The sequence below is a fragment of the Sporomusa intestinalis genome, from assembly GCF_055383785.1.
In genome coordinates, this window is record NZ_AP042390.1 from 980,133 (window position 1) to 999,470 (window position 19,338).

Genomic DNA, 19,338 nt, shown 5'->3' on the forward strand with positions numbered 1-19,338 from the left:
TAATTTTAAAAATAGGTGGTGTTTTTTATGGCCAAGAAAACAATTAACGATTTTAGCCGGATGGTGGCGGAGGGTGAGAAAATTGTCTACTTAACCGCATATGATTACCTTACTGCCAAAATGCAGGAGAAAGCCGGTGTCGATATGATCCTGGTCGGGGATTCGCTGGGCATGGTAAGCTTGGGTTATGATACTACCTTGCCGGTAACGATGGCTGACATGATCCGCCACTGCCAAGCTGTACGGCGCGGTGCTCCCAACACTTTCATCATTGGGGATATGCCGTACATGTCTTACCAGCGCTCAGATGAAGAAGCGATTGCCAATGCCGGACGTTTGGTTAAAGAGGCCGGAGCCGATGCCATTAAGCTGGAAGGCGGCGGGGCAATGGTCGCCAACCGGATTAGAGCCATTCAACAAGCCGGTATTCTGGTAATGGCGCATATTGGGCTAACACCGCAGTTCATGGGGCAAATTGGCGGCTATCGCGCGCAGGGACGCAGCAGCGAAGGTGCGTTAAAACTGGTTAACCAGGCTGACCTTGTAGCGGCGGCGGGTGCTTTCAGTATTTTGGTCGAAGGTGTTCCGACTGCCGTAGGTAAGGCAATTACGGAGAGAGCCGGTATTCCCGTTCTCGGCATTGGCGCCGGCTCGTGCACGGACGGGCAGCTTTTGATTTATGCGGATATGGTCGGTATGTATGACAACTTTACTCCGAAGTTTGTTAAAAAATATGCCAATGCCGGCGAGATTCTAATTACGGCTTTCCGGCAATATGCTGACGAAGTGCGGCAGGGCCAATTCCCTGACGATCAGGAACATTCCTATAAAATGAGTGACGATGAAATACAAGAGTTTTTAGCGGCACTCAACAAAGGATAAGCTATGCTGCTGTAATAATTTCAACAAAAAAGCGTGCCGCAAAATGCTTTCAAGAAAATGAAATGCGGCACGCTTTTTTTACATAGAGTGTGAAAAATTTGTTCTTTTAAGCGGGTTTAGCACGACAGCTTTTATATTTGAATCTTAGTGCAAGGTTTCCAATAAATGTAGAACAAATTATTCTTGCTTATTAATAAAGTCTATAGTATAATAAATATCTGTGGTAACCATAGGGGTATAGCTCAATTGGTAGAGTAGCGGTCTCCAAAACCGTTGGTTGAGGGTTCAAGTCCTTCTGCCCCTGCCATTATATTCTATTGACAGCATGCTTTGATGATGTTAATATAGTATTCCGTCGCAGATAGCGTATCGTTCTGATACGCCTGTGATCCTAGCGCAACCATGCGCGTCGTTCCCTGAAAACTGAACAATGTAAAGAAATGCATCATAAAAGCCAGATGTGCGGTGTGCTGTTATGCAGCACAACCAACAACAATTTTGATTGAATTGAGCCGATAAAACGGCTTCAATATATATAGTCGCAAGACTAAGAACTTTATTGGAGAGTTTGATCCTGGCTCAGGACGAACGCTGGCGGCGTGCCTAACACATGCAAGTCGAACGGAGTAGTTAGCAATAGCTACTTAGTGGCGAACGGGTGAGTAACGCGTAGACAACCTGCCTCTGAATTGGGGACAACACCGCGAAAGTGGTGCTAATACCGAATGTGGTATCTTAGTTGCATAACTGAGATAAGAAAGGTGGCCTCTATATATAAGCTACCGTTCAGAGATGGGTCTGCGTCTGATTAGCTGGTTGGTGAGGTAATGGCTCACCAAGGCGACGATCAGTAGCCGGTCTGAGAGGATGAACGGCCACACTGGGACTGAGACACGGCCCAGACTCCTACGGGAGGCAGCAGTGGGGAATCTTCCGCAATGGACGAAAGTCTGACGGAGCAACGCCGCGTGAGTGAAGAAGGCCTTCGGGTCGTAAAGCTCTGTCGTTTGGGACGAACGTATCCTATGTGAACAATATAGGGTAATGACGGTACCAAAGGAGGAAGCCACGGCTAACTACGTGCCAGCAGCCGCGGTAATACGTAGGTGGCAAGCGTTGTCCGGAATTATTGGGCGTAAAGGGCGTGTAGGTGGCCTGGTAAGTCGTGTGTCTAAGTGCGAAGCTCAACTTCGTATGGGCGCAGGAAACTGACAGGCTTGAGTGCAGGAGAGGAAAGTGGAATTCCCAGTGTAGCGGTGAAATGCGTAGAGATTGGGAGGAACACCAGTGGCGAAGGCGACTTTCTGGACTGTGTCTGACACTGAGGCGCGAAAGCCAGGGGAGCGAACGGGATTAGATACCCCGGTAGTCCTGGCCGTAAACGATGGGTACTAGGTGTAGAGGGTATCGACCCCTTCTGTGCCGGAGTTAACGCAATAAGTACCCCGCCTGGGGAGTACGGCCGCAAGGTTGAAACTCAAAGGAATTGACGGGGGCCCGCACAAGCGGTGGAGTATGTGGTTTAATTCGACGCAACGCGAAGAACCTTACCAGGGCTTGACATTGAGTGAAAGGTCTAGAGATAGATCCCTATCTTCGGATACACAAAAACAGGTGGTGCATGGCTGTCGTCAGCTCGTGTCGTGAGATGTTGGGTTAAGTCCCGCAACGAGCGCAACCCTTATCCTTTGTTGCCAGCGCGTAAAGGCGGGAACTCAAGGGAGACTGCCGCAGAGAATGCGGAGGAAGGCGGGGATGACGTCAAGTCATCATGCCCCTAATGTCCTGGGCTACACACGTACTACAATGGGCTTAAACAAAGCGAAGCGAACCTGCGAAGGCAAGCAAAACGCAGAAACAAGCTCTCAGTTCGGATCGGAGGCTGCAACTCGCCTCCGTGAAGTCGGAATCGCTAGTAATCGCAGGTCAGCATACTGCGGTGAATACGTTCCCGGGCCTTGTACACACCGCCCGTCACACCACGAAAGTCAGTCACACCCGAAGCCGGTGGGGTAACCAGAAAAGGAACTAGCCGTCGAAGGTGGGGCCGATGATTGGGGTGAAGTCGTAACAAGGTAGCCGTATCGGAAGGTGCGGCTGGATCACCTCCTTTCTAGGGATAAGCAGAGAACCAGGTTTTTAGGAGCGAAAGCGACGCGGAAACCTGAGTGAATCGCTTAGTTCTGAGCGCAAGCGAAGAACATCATTAAGCGAGCTCTATTCCAGGTCGGTACACCTGGCAGATGCAGACCATTTACATTGTTTGGTTTTGAGGGAATGCGGCTTGTATATCACAGAGATTTTAAGACAAATAGGGCCGGTTAAAGCAGTAGCTTTAGCTGGCCTTATCTGTTTTTGTGCGGCATAGACAAATTTAAGCCGAAAGCAGTAAATAAAAATAAAGGACTTAAGTCCTTGAAAAAAAGGAAAATAGTCTAGTGATAATGAGACTTATTATCATGTATAATGAAAAATAAATGAGCAGCCAGGCAGCGTGCCATATGGAACTGCTTTTTTTGCCCGTATAAGGCTGCAGGGCAAGCGGAGAGGAGAAAAGGCCGTGAATGTAAAGACAATTATGCTGTTCATGCTCTGCCTGACAATATGGCTGAGTCCGGGAGGTGCTGAAGCTTTTGGTTATCATGTCAATGGCGGCAATATCTATGGGCACCAAAGCCTGGATGGCGCAATTTCTTATTTTGTGACTGATGAAAGGGGCACATGGAGCCTGAAAGGGGATTATGCAAGGCTGTCGCTGCACAAAGTATTTCCAGCAAACGGCGATGAGACTTTGTATTATTTTTTTGTCGAAGTTGCTGATGCTAAGGTAAAAAAGAATCCGGTGACTGATGTCATTTTTTTTATCAACGGGAAGGCGGTGGATAGTGAGCCTTTCCCGGGAACGGCGGCAATAACCAGGGACAAAATTTTCCGTGGGTGGTATAAACTGCCGGCAGGAATAGAAAAAGCGCTGACGGAAATGGAAACCGTTGTCGTTGAATTGCAATCAAACGGCACTCTCCTTAAAACGATCAAGACCAGCGGGGATGCGCAGGCCGCATTGAAGCGCCTGCCGGCCATAAAAAAGGAACAATATGTGCGCGAGGGAAAGGTGGTGGATACGCCGCAGGAGTCAGTCAAAAGAATTCTGCAGCCACAGCTTTTTATCCCTAACGCAACCGTGGAGGATGTCCAGGCGGCACTTATTTATAAAACTACCATTACAAACAAAAAAGGCAAGGATGAATTTTTGTATTACAAAGGCTATCAAATCTGGAAGGACGCCAACCCTAATCTGATGGCGCTGGAGGGCTTTGAAAACGTTGACCGCAGTCAATATTCCTTCGTAACGATTGCCACCCGGCCCTATCAAGACGGCGTTTGGGTCAATATGAGCCTTATGCGTAAAAAATATGGAAAAAAAAGTCATTATTACTTGGATTACGATGCAGGCAGCTCCGGTCTGGTAAGCATGAGGAGTTACTGGCGTTCGAAAGCCGAGGATTGGGCGCAGCTTTTGTTGGATGTGCAGCATGAATTTTATGGGCGCTATGACTATGGAATTACCTGGAAAAAAGAAATGGACGCAGAAGCAAAGGAAGGCAGCCTTTTCCGGATACAAGCAGTGGATGCAATGGGCTTTCCCATGCTGAACGGCGTTGCGGCAGGTGATGTGCTTGTGGCGGTCAACGGTGTGGCAACCAGTTTTATGAAGCCGCTTGATTTAAATTATTTGCTTGACGCCAATGGGGACCCCGTAATATTAACAATTAAAACGAAAGACAATGAAGAGAAAACGATTGCCGTCACACCTCAGTTTAAACCGTCTCCACCCCTGGAAAAGGACTATAAAACAATGATTGGGCCTGTATCCAAGCGATTTGTAAAGGTGGAAAAGCGCGGCTTGAAATTTGCTGTTGAACCTTCTTTCCATCCGCTTGAAATGGTATGGGGTTTACCATAGGAATTGGCAGCGTTACTCGTGGGCAGGTAGTATACTGACAACAGACGAGGGTAGCCGGAGGGGCTGGTAGCTCATGAAAATGAGTTTACTCAGTTTTGAGAGGCCGCCCCGTTTTGTTGTTATCTGGGATATTTACGGGGATAATGCCGGCCTGCGGCCAAAGCCCAGCCAGTAGATCGGATAAGCAAAATGCCCGGCCGCCTGGCGGAAATGCCGATGGGCCAGTCTCAACGGCTGGACAAGCCGGTGGCGCTATGGTAGGATGGAAGTAATAGGAAAATAAAGCATGATCAGAAAGTATAGCGGTTTCTGATCATAAGTAGAACGCCTAGACCCTAAAGGGCCCAGGCGGTTTTTGCCGGCGTTCTGAGGGACTTGGCCCAGGCCGGGTCTTTTCTTAGCCTGCGGCGGCAGATCGCGCCGCAGGCCCAATTTACTGATTCAGGAAAGGAAGATGAAGACCATGAAACCAAAACTCTATGTCCTGCTGCTGGCAGCGCTGGCGGCCCTGAGCCTGAGTGTGGCAGCGGCCGAGCCGCCGGCTCCTGTGCCTGTGCCGGCTGCGGCCGCTACCAACCTGCCGGCCGAATACCCTGCGGCGCAGACTAAATTGCCGCCGCTGCCGGTGCCCCCGGCTTCTGCCAAGGATACCAAAGCCACGGCCGCCTACATTGCGGCAGTGGATGCTTATCTTAAAGCGTCGCAAAGCTATATTGACGCTGCTACCAACGACGCCAACCGGGTAATTCAGGAACGAAACACGGCGATTGAAAACGCAAACCAGGTAGTGGCAGCCTATAATGCCTTTTTCAAATTGGAAGAAAAAAAATAACGGCCGCAAAATGGTAATATACTATTTGCTTGGACCTGCAGGGCTGACGTGTATTGGGCACGCCAGCCCTTTCTTTGCGGAAAGCAACAGGGATGCCTGGGCAAAAAAGCAGGTTAACAACAAAAAAGCCGCCGCTATTTTGGCAGGCGGCGGCACAGTGGCTTTACGGAATCATCCAGGCCAGGATGTAGGCCTGTAAATAGGTCATAACGCCGACGATGACTGCCAGGGCGAGGGAATGCATGACAGTGAAGCTGAATAAGTCACCCTCTTTGCCCACAAGGCCTGTGGCCGCAGTGGCCACAGCGATGCTTTGCGGCGAAATCATTTTGCCGGTGACACCGCCGGAAGAGTTGGCGGCAACTGTCAGAATGGGGTCAACGCCCACTTGCTGGGCCGTTACCGCCTGCAGGTTGCCGAACAGGGCATTCGCCGATGTGTCTGAACCGGTAAGAAATACTCCCAGCCAGCCCAGCCAGGCCGAGAAGAAGGGGAAAAATGAGCCGGTCCCGGCCAGGAACAAGCCAAGGCTGGAACTCATGCCCGAGTAGTTCATAATATACGCAAGGCCGAGTACGGCCGGAATGGTGATTAAAGGTTTGGTCAGTTGTTTGAAGGTTTTACCGAGGATGCTAAAGAACCGGCCAGGCCCAACGCCCAGGATCATGGCGGAAACAATGCTGGCAATAAACAGGGCTGTTCCGGCTGCACTCAGCCAGTTGAGCTTGTAGGCGGCCGCCATTGCCACCGGGGTTTTGGCGATGGGGGCGACCTGGGTAACGGCATTGTGCAAGCCCGGAACATAAATGGAGAGGGTAGGGGCTTCGATAAGGGCTTTGACCGGTTTTAATCCCCAGAGAATAACCATCACAGTGAGGATAATAAAAGGGGACCAGGCAGTAATCAATTCCCTGCTTGAATAGGTTGGCAGGGTGGCAGCAGCCGTTTTGTTTCCCTGCTCACCGGGGAAACGCCAGATTGATACCGGTTTCCAGCTCTTCAGAAAAAAAGTCAGGGCCAGTATGCAAGCCAAAGAAGAAAGGATATCGGGCAGTTCCGGTCCCAGGTAGTTTGAAGACAAGAATTGGAGGACGGCAAAGGAAACGCCGGCTATCAAACAGGCAGGCAGTACTTCCATCGTTGCCTTCCAACCGGCCATTAGCATAATCAGCCAAATAGGGATAAAAACGGAGATAAAAGGTAACTGCCGGCCTACCATCTGACTGATCTTCATCGTATCAAGGCCGGTAACCTGGCCGGCCACAATAATTGGAATCCCAATACCGCCAAAGGCTACCGGGGCGGTATTGGCGATAAGGCACAAGCCGGCTGCATATAAGGGATTAAAACCGAGGCCAACAAGCATACCGGCCGAAATGGCCACAGGGGTGCCAAAGCCTGCCGCTCCCTCCAGAAAAGCGCCAAAAGCAAAGGCGATCAGCAGGGCCTGCAGGCGCCGGTCATCGGTTATGGTGGCAATGGAATTTTTAATGATTTCAAATTTACCGGTTTCGACCGTCATATTATAGATGAATATCGCGGTTATTACGATCCAGAAGATGGGGAAAATCCCATAGGCAATGCCCATAAGCGCTGCCATCAGAGTGGTGGTAAAAGGCATCTTATAAACCAGTACTGCTACCAGGAAAGCCGCTACCAGCGCTGAAATTCCGGCAATCTGTCCAGGTGCCCGGCGGATAGCCAGTAAGTAAAAAATCACGATGATGGGAATGGCAGCAGCTAAAGCAGACAGTGCCAGATTGCCTAATGGTACATATTCCTGAGTCCACATCATATTATCGTCCCTCCTGCTGTTTAACCAGACTCAAAAGTCTATTCTATTATTTCCAAGAGAGATTTAAAAAAAAACAGGATAATGCTGGATGATCTGCACAGACTATAGATGACCACTTGCCGGATAATTATACTATTTGTGGAGGTCACTTGGGAATGAAAGCATCAATATTTATTACCTGCATCTGCGACAGTATGTACCCGCAGGTGGGGGAGTCCATGGTAAGGGTACTTGAGAAGCTGGGCGTGGAACTGGATTTTCCGCCGGAGCAGACCTGTTGCGGCCAGCCGGCATTGAGCAGCGGTTATTGGGAAGACGCCAAACCGGTAGCCGAGACCATGCTCACAGCCTTCAAAAACAGCGAGTATGTTGTTGCCCCGGCGGGCTCCTGTATCACGGCTGTTAAGGAGTATTATCCTGCCCTGTTTGCGAAGAGTCCTGAGCAGTACCGGCAGGCCAAGGAACTTATCGGCAAACTTTATGAATTTAGCGAATTTGTCGTGAAGGTATTAAAAAAAGATGATGTCGGTGCCAGCTTTCCCCACCGGGTTACCTACCATTCAAGCTGTCATGCCCGCCGGTTTTTGAACACCGATGAATATATCCATGCTTTACTCAAAAATGTACAGGCGATAGACTATGTCCCCCTGCCCCATGAGGAGGCCTGCTGTGGTTTTGGCGGCACCTTTGCCGTTAAATTGCCGGAAATATCCGAGGCTATGGTGGATGAGAAGGTGCGAAATATACTAGAAACCAAGGCTGATGTGCTTATTGGCACCGATTTAAGCTGTTTAATGAATATTACCGGCCGTCTGAGAAAGCAAAAGTCCGGTATCCGGGTAATGCATATGGCTGAGTTATTAGATGAGGGGATGAGAACGTGAGTGAGAGACCGGCTCTACATCTTCGGGATCGTGCGGTTAAAGCCTTAAAAGATGACCAGATGCGCCAGGCTGTCCGCAAAGCGGTGGACCGCTTAAGCGGCAACAAGGAGAAGGCCGCCCGCGAGCTTCCCAACTGGGAGCAGTGGCGGGAGCAGACAAGACTGATTCGCCAGCACACAATTGACAATCTTGATTACTATTTAAAGCTGCTGGCAGACAATGTGCGCAAGGCTGGCGGGCAGGTTCATTTCGCGCCGACGGCGGCAGAGGCGCGCAGGATCATTACCGATCTGTGCCAGCAATATGAAGCTAAAAAGATCGTTAAGTCCAAGTCCATGGTGACCGAGGAGATACACCTTAATCCTGCCCTGGAAAAGGCCGGGCTGGAGGTCGTTGAAAGCGATTTGGCCGAATATATCCTGCAATTGGCCGGTGAGACGCCCTCGCATATCATTGTGCCGGCGATTCATAAGAACCGGTATCAGATTGCCGACCTGTTCTCGCAGGTGGCAGGCAAAAAGGTGGCACCGGATACGCCGTCTCTCACCCGGTTTGCCCGTCAAGTCCTGCGGCAGAAATTTATGGAGGCCGATGTTGGCATTACTGGCTGCAATTTTGCGGTTGCGGAAACAGGTTCGGTTACGCTGGTTACCAATGAAGGCAATGCCCGGTTGTCGACCGCTTTACCCAGGGTGGTTATCACTGTCATGGGCATGGAACGGCTGGCGCCGACGTTTGAGGACCTGGAAACCCTGTTATCCATGCTGCCCCGTAGTGCCACCGGCCAAAAGCTCACCAGTTATATCTCGGTTATCAACGGGCCCCGTCAGACGGCAGATATTGATGGCTGTGAGAAATTCCATCTGGTTATTGTCGATAATGGCCGTTCCCGTATTCTGGCTGATGAGGAATACCGCCAGTCACTGAACTGTATCCGCTGTGGGGCCTGCTTTAATGTATGCCCGGTGTACCGTCAGATCGGCGGCCATGCCTATGGGTCGGTATATGGCGGGCCGATAGGCTCGGTCATCACCCCGCTGCTGGAAAACGATTTTGCGTTCTGGGGTGAACTGCCTTATGCATCGACATTGTGCGCCGCCTGCACCAGCACCTGCCCGGCGAAGATCCCGCTGCAGGAGTTGCTGCTTAAGCTGCGGGCCCACCGGGTCGGTGCCGGGCATACCAATACCTTTGAAAAAATAGCCTTTGGCATGTGGAAACGGTTTTTCAAGCTGCCCGGCACCTATAAATTTGCGATGAAGGCTGCGTCACTGGGGCAAAAACCGTTAGTGAAAAATGGCTATATTACAGCCCAGATACCGTTATTATCTAACTGGACTAACTCGCGCTATCTCCCGGCTGCGGCGGATGAGACATTCCGTGACAGATGGAAAAAACGCAAGAAGTAGGTGAGCACATGACAGTAATCCATGGCGATGTCTCCCCGGAAACACTATTTTTGCAAACAGTGGCTAAAGCCCTGGGACGGGATAAGGCCCTCACTGTGGCGCCCGCACGCCAGGAAGCTGGGCCGCCGGCCTTTTGGCGGGAACAGCAATTTGAGAATACACAGCCGCTGGCACTGTTTAAGGCCAACCTGGAGGCTCTCACCGGCAAAGTCGTCATTGCCCGTGACGGTGCCGAGGCCACTAACCAGATAAAACTCTGGCTTAAAGTGTTAAATGCGAAGTCGGCCATCCTCTGGGATCACCCGGAACTGCGCAAGTATCTGGACCCGATGCAGCTGGGGGTTAAGACCGCCTTTTGGAATCAGGAAAGATCCCGCCAGGAATTGATAGCAATTGCCGAGCAGGCGGATGTGGGCATTACCTGGGTGGATTACGCAATTGGTTATACGGGAACCGTGGCCCTGTTTAACGGGCCTGCTACCGGCCGTTCTGTAAGCCTGCTGCCTCCCACCCATATTGCCGTAATGCGGCAATCGGATATTGTACCCACTATGTCCACAGTGATGAGAGACCTGCTGGCGCGGTGCGGCCAGGGTAATTTGCCTTCGGCCGTTGATTTCATAACCGGCCCCAGCCGGACTTCAGACATAGAAATGGATTTATCGATCGGGGTCCACGGACCGGTCCGCATCTGGACAGTTGTCATTGCCGACCAGTCTTAAGGCCATGACACAATCGATTTTGGCAGGAATTTTGCCCGGCCGAGAGATAATTAGCATATAACAGTTTACCGCAGCAAGATTTATAATAAATCTGTGGACATAAGATGACTAAGGCTTCTGCCGTTGTCCTGAAGGACTTGGCAGAAGCCTTAGTCTATATCTGATTTGGCCCAGGCAGTATGGCCGGGCATATCCTCTGTGTTGTGTATTACGTATGTCTTTTGCGCCTGAGCCTATACCGCAGCCAGCCTTCACAATCCGTCCAGACGGCGACAGCTACAAACCCGCCGATAAAGAGCCTTTCCCAGCTAAGCCCGCTGTAAAACTGGTCAATAAATAAAAATACTATGCCGATTATGCATACCAGACTGCAAGCCCGCATGACTGTTCCCTCCCGGTGTTGCTGCTTTCATTATACCGTCCGGGCCGGCGGGAAGGGAAATCGTGGTTGCCTATGGTAATGATAAAAATCTTTTATGGTTTGGTGTTAAGATAATCGGGCAAACCGCTCTGGATAGTGGCATGTTCTGCGAACAGCAACAGCAGTGACCGGATGGCTGCTGTCAATACCTTGCTCTTATGAAAGGCGACAGACATAATGAAGGTGAGTTGCGGTTTGCCGGTTAATTCCACAAGGGTACCGTCCTCTAAATAGGGTTCCACCAGTACCTGCGGCAGTATGCTTGCCCCTAACCCGTCCAGCACCGCCCTTTTAATGGCCTCGGCATCGCTGTATTCAAGCAGAGAATGAACATCCTGCTCCTGCACAACCTCTTCATATTTGCTCCGGTATACACAGCCGGGACGGAAATTAATGAATGGATAATGGCTGATGTCGTGGCAGCAGTTATGGCTGATAAACAAATCCCGTTTAGCCACCCAGACCAGCTTTTCTTTAGTCAGGTTGAACTGCAGGATTTGGTTATGGTTAATGTTATCATGGACAATGGCCAGATCAAACGTGTTATCCAGGAGCCCTTTTACGGTCAGGGGGAGATTTGCGCAGATATCGACAAGAATGGAGGCCGCCGGGCAGCGTTCCTGAAAGCCCAGTAATATTGGCGACAGGATATAGCTGGCGGCTGTGGTCGATGCCCCCAGTTTTATCGGATTAGCGGCGGCGGAATAGCGCTGCATGCCGGTATTCATATCCTGATAGGCAGTTAACAGCTTACCGGCGTGGAGGGTCAACTCCCGTCCGGCGGCAGTAATAAAAAGCTTCTTGCCAATGCGTTCGAACAAGGCTACGCCAAAATGTTCCTCCAGTGTTTGGATTTGCGCCGTGATTGTCGGCTGGGTGAAATTCAGCTGCTCTGCAGCCTGGGTGATGTTATTAAGCTTTGCCACCAGTAGAAAGGTGCGAAATAATTGAATATCCATTTGTCAGTTCCTCCAGGCTATATACCTTATTATTAACATATAGTAACTGCTTTGACAATACGTACCCCGGAACTATTGCCAGGATCAGCGGCAGGAATGTTGCAAATAATCATTGTAATCACTAATGTGATTACAATAGCGAAAGGAAGCTCGCTGGCGGAGCTTCCTTTCTTCCCTTATTGCTGGTCAGGAAAGTTTTCATTTATTATCGGCAAGAGAATTGCAACGGCGAAGAATATAAGCATTTCCATCTCCAGTCCTCCTTTAATCCGGTATGCAAGTGTGCTGGGGAGGAGTGCCAAGTCAATGAACAGAAAAAGTATTATGCCGGCAGCTGATGTTTATAAAAATTCTTGATACCGTTCTTAATAAAATTATAGGCCTTGGCCGGCTTGCCTGTGAAATTGGCAATAGTTATTGGATTCATAGGCCTTTTCTATATAGAAGGTGAAAGTAAGACTAAATACTGCCAGCGTGCCGGCAGGAGGAATATATTGTTTGCATAGCCAATTAAACAGTAGCTCACTCTTTGCAGCAATTTAGGTAAAGTCGGGTAGGTAATGATGGATACTGATCTGTGGGGCTTAAACAAGACCTTTATAGCCAATAAACACCGGCAGCTGATTAAAGAGGCTGTCAGGCGCAAGTTTGCCTTTGAAGCAATATTTGGCAATGCCGAAACGGATATGGCTGAGTTTTTGTCTGTATTTAATATCCAGCTACTCCCTACGGTGGCGATTGTCATTCAGGCTGATAATGCCGGTACAGCCTGTTTCGATCACACTATTATTAAACGGCAGCAGAAAGATATTTACAGCCGGGTACTCAAGATGCTGCAAGAGGATGTGGAGGGTATTGTCACTGTGGTTGGCCAGGACAATATCTTTGCCATTACTGTGGGCGAGCGTGATATTGCCTTGCTGCTGCCTGTTGATATAAAAGGCGGCCAGGCGGAGACCCGGATTGCGGCCAAGCGATATGGACGGCATATTAAAGCCCATTTGTCAAAGAAGATGCATTACAGTATCAGCCTGGGAATTGGCCGGGGGTACGAATTTAAAAACATCCGCCAATCCTATTTTGAAGCCTGTGCCGCCTTAAAATATAAGTTTTACCAGGGTGACGGCACCGTCATCCATTATAATGAGGTTTCCTGGGGCGACAGAGCCAGCCAGCAAATATTCATTGATTACGAGACCAAGCTGCTGGCCATTATCCGCAAGGGCGACTGGGAACAGGGGGCTGTTGTGGCCGCACACATGCTTGACACCATTGGCAGCACCATGCGTGTACACCCTGATGTACTCAAGGTGCGGGTGCTGGAGCTGCTAACGGTCATATCCCGCGGCATCATGGAGCTGGGAGGGGACCCGGACACCCTGCTGGATCTCAAGATAAGATCCGGCGAGGAAATCGACAGGGTAACTACCCTGAACGAGATGAAAGCCTGGCTGCCGGCGCTTGTGGTCGAGATGTGCGCATTATTTAAAGAGAAGCAGCAGGCGGCTATTGTGCGGGCGGTTAGTCATGCCAAGCAGTTTATTGCCGAAAACTATCACCGGGAAATATCACTGGAAGAGCTGGCCAAACGGGAGTACCTGAGTCTGTCGTATTTTAGCAGGGCTTTTAGTGAGTTGGTGGGAACGAGTTTTACCGACTACCTGAAGGCTGTACGGGTAAAACGGGCGCAGGCTTTACTGTTGACAACCGATAAAGGGGTAGCTGAGATTGCTGCCAAGGTCGGTTATCAAGATCCCAATTACTTCAGTCGCGTATTTAAGCAGGCAACAGGCAAAAGCCCGCAGCGTTACAGGCTGGGCGAATAAATAGATGAAAAACAAGCTTACACAGAATTTCCTGAGTAAGCTTTTCTTATTTTCGTCAACAGTGTGCTAATTGTGACAAAATTCTGCAGAGGTATTTTGGAAAGTGTGCTAAATAATAGATATTAACCTAATCTTAAAGGAGGAAAATACATGACCCAAAAACGTATGTTTACTCTGCTGGCACTCCTAGTTACACTGGCCCTGGTAGTAACCGGCTGTGGCGGCGGCCAAAGCACTCAGTCCGACAACAAGGGACCGGTAAAAATTGGCTTTTTTGCACCGGTAACCGGGCCGGCGGCTGCTGACGGGGAAAGCGTATTGAATGCAGCGAAACTAGCGGTGGAGGCGATTAACAAGGACGGCGGCATTAACGGCCGCAAGGTCGAGCTTGTTAATTATGACGACGCCCTGGACAGCAAGCAGGCAGTAAGTATTGCCCAAAAGCTGACAACCAAAGACGGCGTTGTGGCGGTTGTCAGCGGTTCCTACAGCGGTACCACCCGCGCTTCCGCCAAAATTTACCAGGATGCCAAAATTCCTATGATTTCCGCCTATGCGCTCCATCCTGATATTACGAAAACCGGTGACTACATGTTCCGCCAGTCCTTTGTGGGCCCTGTTCAGGGCAAAGCCGGCGCCAAAGTAGCGGTCGACATGCTCAAAGCCAAGAGGATATCCATTCTCCAGGTGGATATTGATTTCGGCAAGACCCTAGCTGCGGGATTTACAGAAAAGGCGCAGCAGCTGGGAGCAGAAATCATATCTGTTGATTCTTTCTCCACCGGGGAAAAGGAATTTACTCCGGTCCTGACCAAAATCAAACAACTTAACCCTGACCTGATTTATATCCCCGGCTACGCAGCCGAATGCTCGCAGATTGTCCGGCAGGCCAAAGAGCTGGGAATTACGGCTAAAATTCTCGGCACAGAAGGGGCTGACTCCACTGTACAGTTCCTCGGTGTTGCCAAGGACGCCGCTAATGGTGTCATTATCACCACCAACATGAACCGTGACAGTGACCGCAAGATTGTACAGGACTTTATTAAGGACTATAACCAAAAATACGGCCATAAACCGGATATGGTGGCCGCATCGACCTATGACGCCTTTATGGTGCTGGCCCATGTCATGAAAAACAAAGGCGCAGAGCCTGATAAAATTCGCCAGGGACTGGCAGAAGTAAAGGATTATGAAGCTGTAACCGGGTTGATTAAAGGCTACAATCAGCTTGGTGAGGTTAAAAAGTCTGTCCAGGTCCAAATTGTTAAAGACGCCGAATTCCATTATTTTGGCGAGATTAGTGATGACGACATTATAACCCCTCCCAGCGAGTGAGCGAATACAGGGCCGGTAACGGGGTAGGGGCATGGGCCTCTATCCCCTTACTTCCCTGGCTGCTTCTTGCCAAACGCAGAAAAGGAGTATGAAATTATGATCACGCAGCAAGTATTAAACGGCCTGGTCATCGGGGGCGTATATGCATTAACCGCGATGGGGGCGGCTATGGTGTACGGCATACTGAGAATTCTGGATCTGGCCAGTGCCGGCGCCTACGCCATCGGGGCCTACGCGGGCTTATTTCTTTATTTGGCAACCGATAATATTGTCCTTTCCTTTTTAGGCGCCATGTTGCTTACCGGTTTTTTTGGCACCGCCGTCCAGCGGCTTCTCTATATTCCCATGCTGAACCGTCCGCCGATAGTGCCGCTTATTGCCAGTATCGGCCTTTTCATTTTTATACAGGACCTCTTGCGCCTGATTGCCGGTCCCCGCATCCGGGAGTTTACTGTGCAACTGCCGTTTTCTGCCTGGAAATCGGAAAACCTGACGGTAAACCCAACCTGGATACTGATCATTCTCCTGGCGGCCGCCTTTTTACTATTGTTATGGTATATCCTTACCCGGACGCGGATTGGCCTGGCCTGGCGGGCGACGTCCCAGGACCTGGAGATAGCGAAAGCCATGGGCGTCAATATTAATAAAGTCGTGGCCCTGAACTTTTTCCTGGGGTACTCTTTTGCCGCTGCCGCCGGCATTATGGTCGGCATGCTGTATAGTTCCGTCTTTCCCACCATGGGTGATGTTCCGGCCTATAAAATGCTGGCCTTAATTGTGCTGGGCGGCCTGGGCAGTCCGGTAGGCACGGTGATTGCCGCCTTATTAATTGGTTTGATCGAAACATTGGTTGCCGGTTATATTGGGTTTTTCCTGCCGCGGGATGCCATCGCTTTCGTCGCGTTGATTATTATTCTGTTGATTAAGCCTGAAGGCCTGATAAGCAAAAAAGCCTAATACGTAAGAAAGGGTGTTGGCATGTACGAATTAGTTGTAGGCATTAATATTGGTATTTTTATTCTGCTGGCCCTCAGTCTGAATGTAATTACAGGTTATGCCGGGCAGCCGTCTATGGGACATGCCGCTTTCTTTGGCATTGGTGCCTATACCGCTGCTGTCATGACCGCAAAGCTGGGTTTCAGCTTTTGGCTGGCGCTGCCGGCGGCCGGTATTGCCGCCGGGGTTGTGGGCGTGCTGCTTGGCCTGGTAAGTTTGCGGGTACGGGATGATTTTCTGGCCGTGACTACCATCGGGGTTAACTTTGTGGCTGTGGCCGTCTTTCATTATACGCCGTATCTTGGCTCGTCCTATGGGCTGGAGGTCAAAAAGCCGGTCTTGTTCGGTACCGAGCTTGGCAATCCGGAATTTTTCGCATTAATTGTTGGCCTGATCATTCTTGTCTGCCTGTTATGTGTTAAAATTCAAAATTCCTGGCTGGGCCTGGCGTTAAGCGGCATCCGGAATAATGAGGAGGCTGCCGCGTCGCTGGGGATCGATGTCAGCCGGTTTAAGATCATTGCGTTTACCATCGGTACGGCTATTGCCGGTTCAACAGGCGCCGTATATGCCCATTATATGGGTTTCATTTATTCCAGTGATTTTGCTTTTATTACCTCGATATCCATTCTGTCAATGATTGTAATTGGCGGGATGGGGACCATTAGAGGCGCGATTACGGGGGCTATTATCCTGGGCCTGATGCCCGAAGTTTTCCGATTTATCTCAGATTACCGGATGCTGCTGTACGGCGGTCTGCTGGTCTTCATGATGAGGTTTCAGCCTGAAGGCTTGCTGGGCGAGAACAGTTTTGTCTGGCGCAAGCTCTCACCCGGCCTGAATAAAGCCGCCGCCATGCTGGGACTAAGCAGCCAGAGGAGGATAAGCGGTGATGGACAACAATAAAGAGAAAATGCTGCAGGTGTTAAACCTGAAAAAATTTTTCGGTGGCCTGAAAGCGGTTAATGATGTAAGCTTTGATGTATATAAAGGCGAAACCTTAGCGTTAATTGGGCCTAACGGAGCCGGCAAATCAACGCTTTTTAATACGGTATGCGGCGTTTATGCTCCTACTGCCGGGCAGATCCTGCTGTCAGGCCAGGAGATTCAGGGATTAAAACCGCACGAGATTGCCCGGCGGCGGGTTGCCCGTACCTTTCAAATCTCTCACCCCTGTCAGGACATGACTGTGCTGGATAATATCATCATGGCCATGGGGCTTAGCCAATATAGCTCGCTGACAGGCATCTTCGGCAACAGCCGGACCAAAAGGAATGTGGAGAAGGCGGAAAAGCTGCTGGACAAAGTGGGGATACTGGCGCAGCGGGACCGGCGGGCCGGGGATTTGAGCCTCGGTTATATGCGCAGGCTGGAGATTGCCAGAGCCTTGGCGCTTGAGCCGCTGCTGATCCTGCTGGACGAGCCCTGCGCCGGCTTAAGCAACAATGCGGAAGAGGAGTTCATTGCGATTATCAACCAGCTCAAAGCGCAGGGTACGACGATTATGCTGGTCGAACATAATATGTCCATTGCGATGACAGTAAGTGACAGGGTTGTCGTCATCAGTTACGGGGAAAAAATCGCCGAAGGGGCGCCCCAGGAGATCCAGAACAATCCCTATGTAATCGAAGCTTATCTGGGAAAGGACGATGACTGTGCTTAAATTAGAGAATATCAGTACCTTTTATGGTCATTCCCAGGCTCTCGACAACATAGCTATCAATGTACAGGCCGGTGAGTTTGTCACCATATTAGGGGCGAACGGGGCCGGGAAAAGCACCATTATGAAGACGATTATGGGGTTGGTAAAGGCCAAAACCGGCACCATAACCTTTAACGGCAGGGATATTTCCCAGTTGCCGCCGTGGGAGCGGGCCGGCATCGGCATTGGCTATGTACCCGAGGGGCGCAGGGTATTCCCCGATTTATCGGTGGAAGAGAACCTCCGGATGGGGGCCTATAGTGTCAGTGATGATAAAGTAATTGCGGCCAATATTGAAAATGCATATGAGCTTTTTCCCCGGCTTAAGGAACGAAAAAGCCAGCTGGCCAAGACCATGAGCGGCGGTGAGCAGCAAATGCTGGCCATCGCCAGGGCGCTGATGTTAAATCCTAAGCTGCTGTTGATTGATGAAATTTCAATGGGGTTAATGCCGATTCTGGTTAATCATTCGCTGAGTGTTGTAAAAAAGCTCAATGACGCCGGCCTGACCATCCTTATGGTAGAGCAAAATGCCAATAAGGCTTTGAAGGTGGCAGACCGGGGCTATATTCTGAAGACCGGGAAAATTATTATGCAGGATACCAGCGAGCGTCTGCGCAATAATGCCGAAGTGGTCAAGGCCTATCTCGGGGAATGACCTGAGGGCCAGCAGCAAGTGGAGGGGGAGCGGCCGGTTAGCAAAGCCAAATGAGGCAACATCTCATTTGGCTTTGCTTATGAGGGCCAATAAAAAAGACTTGCTAGTAAAGCAAGTCTTTTTACGCGGCTAGTTTGGCAGCCGGTGAGCCGCATGCCAGGTAGGGCCGACATATTGGTTAAGCGGAAAAGAATGCTTGAGAGCGGTGGTGATAAACTCCTTGGCTTGCCGGACCGCGGCGGGAACGGCAAAGCCTTTGGCAAGGCCGGCGGTGATTGCCGCCGCATAAGTGCAGCCGGCGCCGTGAGTGAATTTTGTATCAACCTTCGGATTTTCCAGGATGATAAACTCCGTGCCATCATAAAGAACGTCGACTGCATTGGCGGTGTTGAGCTTGGAACCGCCTTTGATCAGCACATTTTTCGGCCCCAGGGTATAAATTTTCGCTGCTGCCGCTTTCATATCAGCCACTGACGCAATTGAGCGGATACCGCTTAATTGTTCGGCTTCAAAAATATTGGGCGTAATCACGGTAGCCCGGGGCGCGAGGAATTCTTTCATGCTGATTGTTGATTCCGGATGTAAAACCTCATCGGTCCCTTTACAGACCATGACCGGATCAATCACTATATTCTTAACCTGGTACTGGTCGATTTTTTTGGCAACAAGCTCAATGACCTCGCTGGAGGCCAGCATCCCTGTTTTCAGGGCGTCGACGCCAATACCGGCCAGTACGGTTTCCAACTGGGCCTCTAACGCCGCGAGCGGCAGGGGATACACATCATGGGCCCAGTTATTATGCGGGTTTTGCGCGACAACCACTGTGAGGGCGGTCATGCCGTAAATCCCAAACTCCTGAAAAGTTTTCAGGTCGGCCTGGAGGCCGGCACCGCCGCTTGTATCTGAACCAGCCACTGTAAGTGCTTTAACTACTGTCATGATAAGTCCTCCTT

17 protein-coding genes, 1 tRNA gene and 1 rRNA gene are annotated in these 19,338 nt (G+C 50.4%); 15 read left to right on the top strand and 4 right to left on the bottom strand.

Annotated features, from left to right (window positions below; all coding sequences use genetic code 11):
* Positions 1–27: 27 nt before the first annotated feature.
* From panB to ACZ481_RS04465, 5 genes are all read left to right on the top strand, one after another.
* Positions 28–882: a 3-methyl-2-oxobutanoate hydroxymethyltransferase gene (panB, locus tag ACZ481_RS04445; RefSeq protein WP_464768960.1), complete on the top strand. Its 855-nt coding sequence runs from the start codon at positions 28–30 to the stop codon at positions 880–882.
* A 231-nt stretch (positions 883–1,113) separates the two neighbouring features.
* Positions 1,114–1,189, top strand: a tRNA-Trp gene (locus tag ACZ481_RS04450).
* A 249-nt stretch (positions 1,190–1,438) separates the two neighbouring features.
* Positions 1,439–2,995, top strand: a 16S ribosomal RNA gene (locus ACZ481_RS04455).
* Between the two features lie 447 nt (positions 2,996–3,442).
* A complete protein-coding gene (locus tag ACZ481_RS04460; protein WP_464768961.1) occupies positions 3,443–4,846 on the top strand; it encodes a hypothetical protein in 1,404 nt (467 codons plus the stop codon).
* A gap of 463 nt (positions 4,847–5,309) precedes the next feature.
* Positions 5,310–5,678, top strand: coding sequence for a hypothetical protein (locus tag ACZ481_RS04465; RefSeq protein WP_464768962.1), 369 nt, complete (start codon positions 5,310–5,312; stop codon positions 5,676–5,678).
* A gap of 163 nt (positions 5,679–5,841) precedes the next feature.
* Here the strand turns inward: ACZ481_RS04465 and ACZ481_RS04470 are convergent, their stop codons facing one another.
* On the bottom strand, positions 5,842–7,473 hold the full coding sequence (locus ACZ481_RS04470) for an L-lactate permease (protein WP_464768963.1): 1,632 nt from the start codon (positions 7,471–7,473) through the stop codon (positions 5,842–5,844).
* 155 nt (positions 7,474–7,628) lie between these two features.
* Here ACZ481_RS04470 and ACZ481_RS04475 point away from each other — a divergent pair, with 155 nt between their 5' ends.
* From ACZ481_RS04475 to ACZ481_RS04485, 3 genes are read left to right on the top strand one after another with little or no spacing between them, the layout of a single operon-like run.
* A complete protein-coding gene (locus tag ACZ481_RS04475; RefSeq protein ID WP_464768964.1) occupies positions 7,629–8,357 on the top strand; it encodes a (Fe-S)-binding protein in 729 nt (242 codons plus the stop codon).
* Positions 8,354–9,766, top strand: a complete 1,413-nt coding sequence (locus tag ACZ481_RS04480) for a LutB/LldF family L-lactate oxidation iron-sulfur protein (protein ID WP_464768965.1) — start codon at positions 8,354–8,356, stop codon at positions 9,764–9,766. The genes ACZ481_RS04475 and ACZ481_RS04480 overlap by 4 nt, the downstream gene beginning before the upstream one ends.
* Positions 9,745–10,488, top strand: coding sequence for a LutC/YkgG family protein (locus ACZ481_RS04485; RefSeq protein WP_464768966.1), 744 nt, complete (start codon positions 9,745–9,747; stop codon positions 10,486–10,488). Before ACZ481_RS04480 ends, ACZ481_RS04485 begins: the two co-directional genes overlap by 22 nt.
* A gap of 208 nt (positions 10,489–10,696) precedes the next feature.
* On the opposite strand, the gene ACZ481_RS04490 is transcribed toward ACZ481_RS04485, so the two are convergent.
* Both ACZ481_RS04490 and ACZ481_RS04495 read right to left on the bottom strand, forming a co-directional pair.
* The gene (locus tag ACZ481_RS04490) at positions 10,697–10,870 is read right to left on the bottom strand and encodes a hypothetical protein (protein WP_464768967.1); all 174 of its coding nucleotides are present in this window, start codon (positions 10,868–10,870) and stop codon (positions 10,697–10,699) included.
* Between the two features lie 92 nt (positions 10,871–10,962).
* Entirely contained in the window at positions 10,963–11,868 is a 906-nt protein-coding gene (locus ACZ481_RS04495; protein ID WP_464768968.1) for a LysR family transcriptional regulator, read from the bottom strand.
* 126 nt (positions 11,869–11,994) lie between these two features.
* Between ACZ481_RS04495 and ACZ481_RS04500 the strand changes: the two genes are divergently transcribed.
* The 7 genes from ACZ481_RS04500 (at position 11,995) to ACZ481_RS04530 (ending at position 18,385) form a co-directional block, all read left to right on the top strand.
* Positions 11,995–12,225, top strand: a complete 231-nt coding sequence (locus tag ACZ481_RS04500; protein ID WP_464768969.1) for a hypothetical protein — start codon at positions 11,995–11,997, stop codon at positions 12,223–12,225.
* Positions 12,226–12,428: 203 nt separating this feature from the next.
* Positions 12,429–13,694 (top strand): helix-turn-helix domain-containing protein, encoded by a 1,266-nt coding sequence (locus ACZ481_RS04505; protein WP_464768970.1) that lies wholly within the window; start codon positions 12,429–12,431, stop codon positions 13,692–13,694.
* Positions 13,695–13,844: 150 nt separating this feature from the next.
* Positions 13,845–15,029: an ABC transporter substrate-binding protein gene (locus ACZ481_RS04510; RefSeq protein WP_464768971.1), complete on the top strand. Its 1,185-nt coding sequence runs from the start codon at positions 13,845–13,847 to the stop codon at positions 15,027–15,029.
* Between the two features lie 96 nt (positions 15,030–15,125).
* Positions 15,126–15,986, top strand: coding sequence for a branched-chain amino acid ABC transporter permease (locus ACZ481_RS04515; protein ID WP_464768972.1), 861 nt, complete (start codon positions 15,126–15,128; stop codon positions 15,984–15,986).
* Positions 15,987–16,007: 21 nt separating this feature from the next.
* On the top strand, positions 16,008–16,931 hold the full coding sequence (locus ACZ481_RS04520) for a branched-chain amino acid ABC transporter permease (RefSeq protein ID WP_464768973.1): 924 nt from the start codon (positions 16,008–16,010) through the stop codon (positions 16,929–16,931).
* Positions 16,918–17,688 carry an ABC transporter ATP-binding protein gene (locus ACZ481_RS04525; protein WP_464768974.1) on the top strand — a complete coding sequence of 257 codons (771 nt, stop codon included), beginning with the start codon at positions 16,918–16,920 and terminating at the stop codon, positions 17,686–17,688. Before ACZ481_RS04520 ends, ACZ481_RS04525 begins: the two co-directional genes overlap by 14 nt.
* On the top strand, positions 17,675–18,385 hold the full coding sequence (locus ACZ481_RS04530; RefSeq protein ID WP_464768975.1) for an ABC transporter ATP-binding protein: 711 nt from the start codon (positions 17,675–17,677) through the stop codon (positions 18,383–18,385). Before ACZ481_RS04525 ends, ACZ481_RS04530 begins: the two co-directional genes overlap by 14 nt.
* A gap of 129 nt (positions 18,386–18,514) precedes the next feature.
* Here ACZ481_RS04530 and pdxK read toward each other — a convergent pair whose 3' ends face one another.
* Positions 18,515–19,324: a pyridoxine/pyridoxal/pyridoxamine kinase gene (gene pdxK, locus ACZ481_RS04535; RefSeq protein ID WP_464768976.1), complete on the bottom strand. Its 810-nt coding sequence runs from the start codon at positions 19,322–19,324 to the stop codon at positions 18,515–18,517.
* Positions 19,325–19,338: the final 14 nt, after the last annotated feature.

Coding starts and splice junctions, on each gene's coding strand:
- panB (WP_464768960.1), top strand. CDS start 28: ATGGCCAAGAAAACAATTAACGATTTTAGCCGGATGGTGGCGGAGGGT.
- ACZ481_RS04465 (WP_464768962.1), top strand. CDS start 5,310: ATGAAACCAAAACTCTATGTCCTGCTGCTGGCAGCGCTGGCGGCCCTG.
- ACZ481_RS04470 (WP_464768963.1), bottom strand. CDS start 7,473: ATGATGTGGACTCAGGAATATGTACCATTAGGCAATCTGGCACTGTCT.
- ACZ481_RS04475 (WP_464768964.1), top strand. CDS start 7,629: ATGAAAGCATCAATATTTATTACCTGCATCTGCGACAGTATGTACCCG.
- ACZ481_RS04485 (WP_464768966.1), top strand. CDS start 9,745: ATGGAAAAAACGCAAGAAGTAGGTGAGCACATGACAGTAATCCATGGC.
- ACZ481_RS04490 (WP_464768967.1), bottom strand. CDS start 10,870: ATGCGGGCTTGCAGTCTGGTATGCATAATCGGCATAGTATTTTTATTT.
- ACZ481_RS04495 (WP_464768968.1), bottom strand. CDS start 11,868: ATGGATATTCAATTATTTCGCACCTTTCTACTGGTGGCAAAGCTTAAT.
- ACZ481_RS04505 (WP_464768970.1), top strand. CDS start 12,429: ATGATGGATACTGATCTGTGGGGCTTAAACAAGACCTTTATAGCCAAT.
- ACZ481_RS04510 (WP_464768971.1), top strand. CDS start 13,845: ATGACCCAAAAACGTATGTTTACTCTGCTGGCACTCCTAGTTACACTG.
- ACZ481_RS04515 (WP_464768972.1), top strand. CDS start 15,126: ATGATCACGCAGCAAGTATTAAACGGCCTGGTCATCGGGGGCGTATAT.
- ACZ481_RS04520 (WP_464768973.1), top strand. CDS start 16,008: ATGTACGAATTAGTTGTAGGCATTAATATTGGTATTTTTATTCTGCTG.
- ACZ481_RS04525 (WP_464768974.1), top strand. CDS start 16,918: ATGGACAACAATAAAGAGAAAATGCTGCAGGTGTTAAACCTGAAAAAA.
- ACZ481_RS04530 (WP_464768975.1), top strand. CDS start 17,675: ATGACTGTGCTTAAATTAGAGAATATCAGTACCTTTTATGGTCATTCC.
- pdxK (WP_464768976.1), bottom strand. CDS start 19,324: ATGACAGTAGTTAAAGCACTTACAGTGGCTGGTTCAGATACAAGCGGC.